This window comes from Paenibacillus sp. J23TS9 (genome assembly GCF_018403225.1).
In the GTDB taxonomy this organism is placed as follows: Bacteria; Bacillota; Bacilli; order Paenibacillales; family Paenibacillaceae; genus Paenibacillus_AQ.
Genome location: NZ_BOSG01000001.1, coordinates 3,327,843 through 3,334,824, shown reverse-complemented (window position 1 = coordinate 3,334,824; position 6,982 = coordinate 3,327,843). Strand labels below are relative to the sequence as shown.

3 protein-coding genes, 14 tRNA genes and 2 rRNA genes are annotated in these 6,982 nt (G+C 49.7%); 18 read left to right on the top strand and 1 reads right to left on the bottom strand.

Annotation, left to right across the window (positions count from 1 at the left end):
* From KJS65_RS15580 to KJS65_RS15505, 16 genes are all read left to right on the top strand, one after another.
* Positions 1 to 119: ribosomal RNA gene (locus KJS65_RS15580) — 23S ribosomal RNA — on the top strand; the annotation flags it as partial.
* Positions 120 to 339: 220 nt separating this feature from the next.
* Positions 340 to 456, top strand: a 5S ribosomal RNA gene (rrf, locus tag KJS65_RS15575).
* Positions 457 to 517: 61 nt separating this feature from the next.
* A tRNA-Asn gene (locus KJS65_RS15570) sits at positions 518 to 590 on the top strand.
* 72 nt (positions 591 to 662) lie between these two features.
* Positions 663 to 754, top strand: a tRNA-Ser gene (locus tag KJS65_RS15565).
* Positions 755 to 775: 21 nt separating this feature from the next.
* A tRNA-Glu gene (locus KJS65_RS15560) sits at positions 776 to 850 on the top strand.
* A gap of 148 nt (positions 851 to 998) precedes the next feature.
* Positions 999 to 1,074 (top strand) — tRNA-Val (locus tag KJS65_RS15555).
* A gap of 25 nt (positions 1,075 to 1,099) precedes the next feature.
* Positions 1,100 to 1,176, top strand: a tRNA-Met gene (locus KJS65_RS15550).
* Between the two features lie 33 nt (positions 1,177 to 1,209).
* Positions 1,210 to 1,286: transfer RNA gene (locus KJS65_RS15545), tRNA-Asp, on the top strand.
* A 49-nt stretch (positions 1,287 to 1,335) separates the two neighbouring features.
* Positions 1,336 to 1,411, top strand: a tRNA-Thr gene (locus KJS65_RS15540).
* A 13-nt stretch (positions 1,412 to 1,424) separates the two neighbouring features.
* Positions 1,425 to 1,500 (top strand) — tRNA-His (locus tag KJS65_RS15535).
* 15 nt (positions 1,501 to 1,515) lie between these two features.
* A tRNA-Gln gene (locus tag KJS65_RS15530) sits at positions 1,516 to 1,590 on the top strand.
* Positions 1,591 to 1,612: 22 nt separating this feature from the next.
* Positions 1,613 to 1,688: transfer RNA gene (locus KJS65_RS15525), tRNA-Lys, on the top strand.
* Positions 1,689 to 1,703: 15 nt separating this feature from the next.
* A tRNA-Leu gene (locus KJS65_RS15520) sits at positions 1,704 to 1,787 on the top strand.
* 7 nt (positions 1,788 to 1,794) lie between these two features.
* Positions 1,795 to 1,869: transfer RNA gene (locus tag KJS65_RS15515), tRNA-Gly, on the top strand.
* A 22-nt stretch (positions 1,870 to 1,891) separates the two neighbouring features.
* Positions 1,892 to 1,965: transfer RNA gene (locus KJS65_RS15510), tRNA-Pro, on the top strand.
* Positions 1,966 to 1,980: 15 nt separating this feature from the next.
* Positions 1,981 to 2,054, top strand: a tRNA-Gly gene (locus KJS65_RS15505).
* A gap of 510 nt (positions 2,055 to 2,564) precedes the next feature.
* On the opposite strand, the gene KJS65_RS15500 is transcribed toward KJS65_RS15505, so the two are convergent.
* Positions 2,565 to 3,725, bottom strand: a complete 1,161-nt coding sequence (locus tag KJS65_RS15500) for an ROK family transcriptional regulator (protein WP_213650570.1) — start codon at positions 3,723 to 3,725, stop codon at positions 2,565 to 2,567.
* A gap of 248 nt (positions 3,726 to 3,973) precedes the next feature.
* Between KJS65_RS15500 and xylA the strand changes: the two genes are divergently transcribed.
* Both xylA and xylB read left to right on the top strand, forming a co-directional pair.
* Positions 3,974 to 5,290 (top strand): xylose isomerase, encoded by a 1,317-nt coding sequence (xylA, locus tag KJS65_RS15495; protein WP_213650569.1) that lies wholly within the window; start codon positions 3,974 to 3,976, stop codon positions 5,288 to 5,290.
* A gap of 131 nt (positions 5,291 to 5,421) precedes the next feature.
* On the top strand, positions 5,422 to 6,918 hold the full coding sequence (xylB, locus tag KJS65_RS15490; RefSeq protein WP_213650568.1) for a xylulokinase: 1,497 nt from the start codon (positions 5,422 to 5,424) through the stop codon (positions 6,916 to 6,918).
* Positions 6,919 to 6,982 lie beyond the last annotated feature (64 nt).

Below are 6,982 nucleotides of genomic sequence, written 5' to 3'. Positions count from 1 at the left end.
TCAAGATGAGATTTCCCAGTATGTAAGACCCCTTGAAGACGACGAGGTAGATAGGTTGGAGGTGGAAGTGCAGCAATGCATGGAGCTGACCAATACTAATCGGTCGAGGGCTTATCCTAAAAAGTTTACCGTAGGGAAACTTGCTTCGGAAGCGTTACGCTTTGCAACGGAGTGAGGGCTACGGAGACCATTTCTAAACACACAAATTCGTTTCGTATCTAGTTTTCAGGGAGTCAATAAAGCTTTTTAAGGCTCTAGCAGCTTTAAAAAGAAAAAAATGGCTTTTGGCATTTGGCGATGCTGATTCCTGAATATAAGCATTTTGAAAAGAATGCTCCGTTTGGTGGCGATAGCGGAGGGGTTCCACGCGTACCCATCCCGAACACGACCGTTAAGCCCTCCAGCGCCGATGGTACTTGGACCGAAGGGTCCTGGGAGAGTAGGACGCCGCCAAGCGGAAACCACATCTTTGTGGTATTTTTTTTGCCCAACACTTGCATTTACATAGTAATAATGTTCCCTGATAGCTCAGTTGGTAGAGCACTCGACTGTTAATCGAGTTGTCACAGGTTCGAGTCCTGTTCGGGGAGTCAAATCCTCAGAAAGTGAAGAGTGGCTTTGAAGCATATTCTGATCACTTTCTGGGGAACCCATAAGCATGTGGAGAGGTGTCCGAGCTGGCCGAAGGAGCACGATTGGAAATCGTGTAGGCGCCAAAAGCGTCTCGAGGGTTCGAATCCCTCTCTCTCCGCCAGCATTCATCTCTTATATATAAGGCCCGTTGGTCAAGGGGTTAAGACACCTCCCTTTCACGGAGGTAACAGGGGTTCGAATCCCCTACGGGTCACCATTAAATTTACGCTTCGATTGGGGATGAGAACCCATAAGGGTTCGTCGGAGCATGAACTTCGGTAGCACTGCATCGCAGTCTTGAGCGAAGTGAGAGTATCCCTACGGGTCACCATTTATTATTGCTTATCAAGTAATACGAATCCCATGGAGGCTTAGCTCAGCTGGGAGAGCATCTGCCTTACAAGCAGAGGGTCGGGGGTTCGAACCCCTCAGCCTCCACCATAAAACTTTATACTTTTATTACTGACGCGGGGTGGAGCAGCCCGGTAGCTCGTCGGGCTCATAACCCGAAGGTCGCAGGTTCAAATCCTGCCCCCGCAACCAATTATCTTTCTTACATAGAAAGTGTGCCTCTGTGGAACCGTGGTGTAGAGGCCTAACATGCCTGCCTGTCACGCAGGAGATCGCGGGTTCGAATCCCGTCGGTTCCGCCATTTAATTTAGCTTCAGGGATGAGAATCCTGTATTAAACAATTACACTTCGCCGGTGTAGCTCAATTGGTAGAGCAACTGACTTGTAATCAGTAGGTTGGGGGTTCAAGTCCTCTCGCCGGCACCAGATTTTTTATATGGCGGTCGTGGCGAAGGGGTTAACGCACCGGATTGTGGCTCCGGCACTCGGGGGTTCAAGTCCCCTCGATCGCCCCATTATTTTTTGACTATTGGGGATTAGCCAAGCGGTAAGGCAACGGACTTTGACTCCGTCATGCATAGGTTCAAATCCTATATCCCCAGCCATTTTTCACCTCGGTGAATATTTGAGCCATTAGCTCAGTTGGTAGAGCACCTGACTTTTAATCAGGGTGTCGAAGGTTCGAGTCCTTCATGGCTCACCAGTTATTTAAAAGTGTGCGCGTGTGGCGGAATTGGCAGACGCACTAGACTTAGGATCTAGCGTCTTTGACGTGGGGGTTCAAGTCCCTCCACGCGCACCATGTTTATGCGGACGTGGCTCAGCGGTAGAGCATCGCCTTGCCAAGGCGAGGGTCGCGGGTTCGATTCCCGTCGTCCGCTCCATTTAACTGTATTACCTCTGCATCGGGATGTAGCTCAGCTTGGTAGAGCACCTGGTTTGGGACCAGGGGGTCGCATGTTCAAATCGTGTCATCCCGATACTTTCTTTTCGATGCGGGTGTAGTTCAATGGTAGAACTTCAGCCTTCCAAGCTGATAGCGTGGGTTCGATTCCCATCACCCGCTCCATACATAAAACATAACGCCGAAAGGCGTTTTTTTATTGAGCGGTTGTGTGGGAGAGAACCCACGCAGCGTGGGGGCGACCGTCCGAGGCCTGCTTCACCGGGTAGTCCCACCGAGGACGCGCGTCAACATTTCCTCTATACCGCGAGCTGGAAGCTCGCATTTGAATCAAAATGTTGAGTATTCCCATCACCCGCTCCATACATAAAACATAACGCCGAAAGGCGTTTTTTTATTTGAGCGGTTGTGTAGGAGAGAACCGACGCAGCGTGGGGGCGACCGTCCGAGCCTGCTTCACCGGGTAGTCCCACCGAGGACGCGCGTCAACATTTCCTCTATATCGCGAGCTGGAAGCTCGTATTTGAATCAGGATGTTGAGTATTCCCATCACCCGCTCCATACATAAAACATAACGCCGAAAGGCGTTTTTTATTTGTATTGCTTATATTAGATCATAAAAAGGGCCAGTGGAGTTATCATTCCAGAGGCCCTTTTTGTGTCGTCCATGCAAAGCTACATCATAACGCGTGTGTGACCCAGAAAATGTATGGCTGCTGAAAAGCCAGCACCGATCATTGCTGCACGGCTGCCGAGTGTGGAAAATGCGATTTCAAGCTGCTGCTTATGATAGGGAAGCGTACACCTTGCTACAACTTGCTGCATCGGACCTTCTAACCATCCCCGGGCTTCGGAGAGCGCGCCTCCGATGACAATCAGCTCAGGATTGAAGCTGTTAATAAGATTGGTCAGTCCAATGCCAAGATAGGTGCCCATCACGGCGAACTGCTGGCATGCAGCGGCATTACCTTGATCGGCGTAACGGATAAGCTCGCGTGTATGATAAGCAGGCAGCTCCAAAGCTGCAAGATCATAGGCTTTTTCGGATGCATACAATTCCCAGCAGCCTCGGCTGCCGCAGCTGCACGGTGTTCCTTCCGCTTCGATGCACATATGTCCGGTCTCACCGGCGTATCCTCTGGAACCCTTGTAGAGCTCTCCACCGATAATGATCCCGGAGCCGATTCCTGAGCCTGCGCTGATATAGAGCAGATGCCTTACATCTTCACCTCTGCCAAAATTGAGCTCTCCAAGAGCACCGCTGTTGGCTTCATTGTCAATAATAACGGGGATCGAGAAGTTTTCCTCTAGCAGCTCACGCAGATGAATCTTCTCCCAACCGAGATTGGGAGCAAAGAGTACCACCCCATGCTCATCTACCATGCCTGGAACACCGACACCGATGCCTACAATACCGTAATGAGTTAATGGAGCCGCGTCTATAAGTGTGGCGATCATAGTCTTCATGGCTTCAAAGACATATGGAAGATCATGCTGGTAAAGAGGAGACTCAGCTTCGCGAAGCACGGATCCGTTCAGATCGCACAGCACAGCGGTAAGCTGTTTGACGCGGAGCTCCATGCCGATCACACAGCCGGCCATGGCATTAAAATGCAAGATGAGCGGCTTTCGTCCGCCGCTGGATTCTCCGGGTCCGGCTTCCAGCACAAGCTGATCTTCCTGCAGCTCGGCAACTAGGTTGGACACGGTTGCTTTGTTCAAGCCTGTCATTTCCGATATCCTGGCGCGGGACAGCTCGGCATGCTTGCGAATGGTATGCAGGATCAGCGATTTGTTTATTTTCTTGACGAGCGCCTGGTCACCAGTGACTTTCACGACGTATAACACATCCTTCAGGAACGTTACGATTTTTTGTATGACCCCTAGTCTAGAGTTTTCTTGCGTAAATTGCAATACAGATTACCGACGTTAACGTGAAGGTATAAAGTGCTCCAATACTTTGAACAAGGGAAATAAAATCCAGATAAAAAAACTTTGTTTAACCAATATACAAAGTGATTACATTGTGTTAGGATGTTGTTGTAAACGTTTGCGTTCAAGGAAATTTAAGGAGGAGCATACACATGGCATATTTTGAAAACGTCGGAAAAATCAATTACGAGGGCAGTCGTTCTACCAACCCCTTTGCATTCAAATACTATAATCCGGAGGAAAAGGTAGCCGGAAAAACGATGGAAGAGCATCTGCGTTTCGCCATGGCTTACTGGCATACATTGACCGCAGGCGGATCAGATCCGTTCGGTACGGATACGGCAGTCCGCAGCTGGGATCATCTTAGCGGTATGGACAAAGCGAAGGCACGTGTGGAAGCGGCCTTTGAATTTATGGATAAAATGAATCTGCAGTACTTTTGTTTCCATGATATTGATATTGCACCGGAAGGCAGCAGTCTGAACGAATTCTACGGCAATATTGATACCATTGTGGATTTGATCGAGCAGGGCATGAAGAGCTCGGGTAAAAAGCTGCTGTGGAATACAGCGAACATGTTCACGAATCCGCGTTATATGCATGGTGCCGGCTCGACATGCAATGCGGATGTATATGCACATGCAGCTGCCCAGATCAAGAAGGGCCTTGAAGTCGGCAAACGGCTTGGAGCGGAAAACTATGTATTCTGGGGCGGCCGTGAAGGCTATGAAACCCTTCTGAACACCGACATGAAGCTGGAAATGGACAATATGGCCCGCTTGTTCTCCATGGCAGTCGATTATGCGAAGGAGATCGGCTTTGATGCTCAGTTCCTGATCGAACCGAAACCGAAAGAGCCGACCAAACACCAATATGATTTTGATGCAGCTACGACGATATCATTCCTGCAAAAATACGATTTGGACCAGCATTTCAAACTGAACCTGGAAGCTAACCATGCAACCTTGGCGGGTCATACTTTTGACCATGAACTGCGTGTGGCACGTATTAACGGCATGCTCGGTTCACTGGATGCCAACCAGGGCGATATGCTATTGGGCTGGGATACGGATGAATTCCCGGTTAACATTTATGATGCTACCCTGACTTTATACGAAGTGCTGAAGAATGATGGACTTGGCAAAGGCGGCATCAACTTCGATGCAAAAGTACGCCGTCAATCCTTCGAACCCGAGGATCTGTTCCACGCTCATATCGCAGGCATGGATACCTATGCGAAAGGGCTTAAGGTAGCGGCCAAAATGCTGGAGGACGGCGCATTCGATAACTTTGTTGAAAAACGTTACAGCAGCTTTAAGGAAGGCATTGGCGCCGATATCGTATCCGGAAAAGCAACCCTAGCTTCTCTGGCTGAATATGCTCTGAATAATAATCAACCGCGTAAAAATGAATCCGGCCGCCAGGAAATGCTGAAGGCGATGCTGAATCAATATATTTTGTCTGAATAATCAAAAATATCGTACAAGTAACATGCAGCGGAGGTTGCCTGAAGACAGCATTCTTCGGCAGCCTTTTGCTTGTTTAATGGAACCGATTTAGGATATTGAAATACAACACCTTGAGCCTTAGGAGGCGGAATATGAAATATGTAATTGGAATCGATATCGGGACGAGTGCGGTTAAATCGGTGCTTGTCTCCGCGGAGGGCAAGGTGGTATGCGAGCATTCGGAGAACTATCCGCTTCACAGACCTGAGCCGGGCTGGAGTGAGCAAAATCCGGAAGATTGGGCGGATCGTACCATTGCAAGTCTTCGCAGGCTGATGGAGAAATCCGAAGCTGATCCAGCTGATGTGGAGGGCTTGAGCTTCTCGGGACAGATGCATGGACTTGTATTGGTGGACTCGAAAGGCAAAGTTCTGCGTCCGGCCATTCTATGGAATGACACTCGGACAACGCAGCAGTGCCGCAAGATTGAAAAGACGCTTGGAAGCAAGCTGCTGGATATTGCACGAAACCGTGCGCTTGAAGGGTTCACACTTCCGAAAATCCTATGGGTTCAGGAGCATGAGCCTGAGATTTTGTCACAGGCGGATTTGTTTCTGCTGCCGAAGGATTACGTGAGATACCGCTTGACGGGCAGCTTTGGTATGGATTATTCGGATGCAGCAGGTACGCTTCTGTTGGATGTAGCGAATAAGGTATGGAGCTCTGAAATTGCTGAGGCCTTTGATCTGCCGCTGTCTTTATGCCCTCCGTTGGTAGAATCCTCTGAACTGACAGGAACGCTGCTGCCGGAAGTGGCTGAAGCTGCCGGATTGCTTCCATCGACCAGGGTGTTTGCAGGTGGCGCGGATAATGCCTGCGGTGCGATCGGGGCGGGAATTCTTGGAGAAGGAAAAACGATGTGCAGTATCGGCACGTCAGGGGTTGTCCTCTCCTATGAAAGCCGCAAGGATATCAACCCGCAGGGAAAAATGCATTTCTTTAACCATGGCGAAGAGAATGCTTTTTACGTTATGGGGGTCACACTGGCCGCGGGGCATAGTCTTTCCTGGTTCAAGGATACCTTTGCCAAGGAAGCTTCCTTTGATCGCTTGCTCGAAGGCATTGAAGCTGTTCCTGCCGGAAGCGGGGGATTGTTGTTCACGCCATACATCTCAGGTGAGCGCACGCCTCATCCGGATGCGGATATCCGCGGCAGTTTCATTGGAATGGATTCCGGCCATACACTTAAGCATTTTGCGCGTTCGGTCATGGAAGGCATTACTTTCTCGCTCCGTGAATCCATAGATATCATCCGGCAATCCGGCAAGGATATCACCGAAGTGACGGCGATCGGTGGGGGAGCACAAAATGAAGTTTGGCTGCAAATGCAGGCGGATATTTTCAACGCAAATATCATTAAGCTGGAAAGCGAGCAGGGACCTGCCATGGGCGCTGCTATGCTGGCGGCATACGGATGCGAATGGTTTTCGTCTCTGGCGGAATGCGCCGGAGTGTTTATTCGTCCTGCTAAGACCTACTCCCCCGATCCCGAACAGGTAGAAGTGTACTCTGGCCTGTTTGGAATTTACCAGGATGTGTACGGGAAGACGAAAGATTTGAATGATAGACTTGCAGCTTACCGCAAGTAGGATATACAGTTGAGAGAGCTGAAGTGACAATACCTGTGAGGTTGCAAGCTTCCGGCTGAATAGA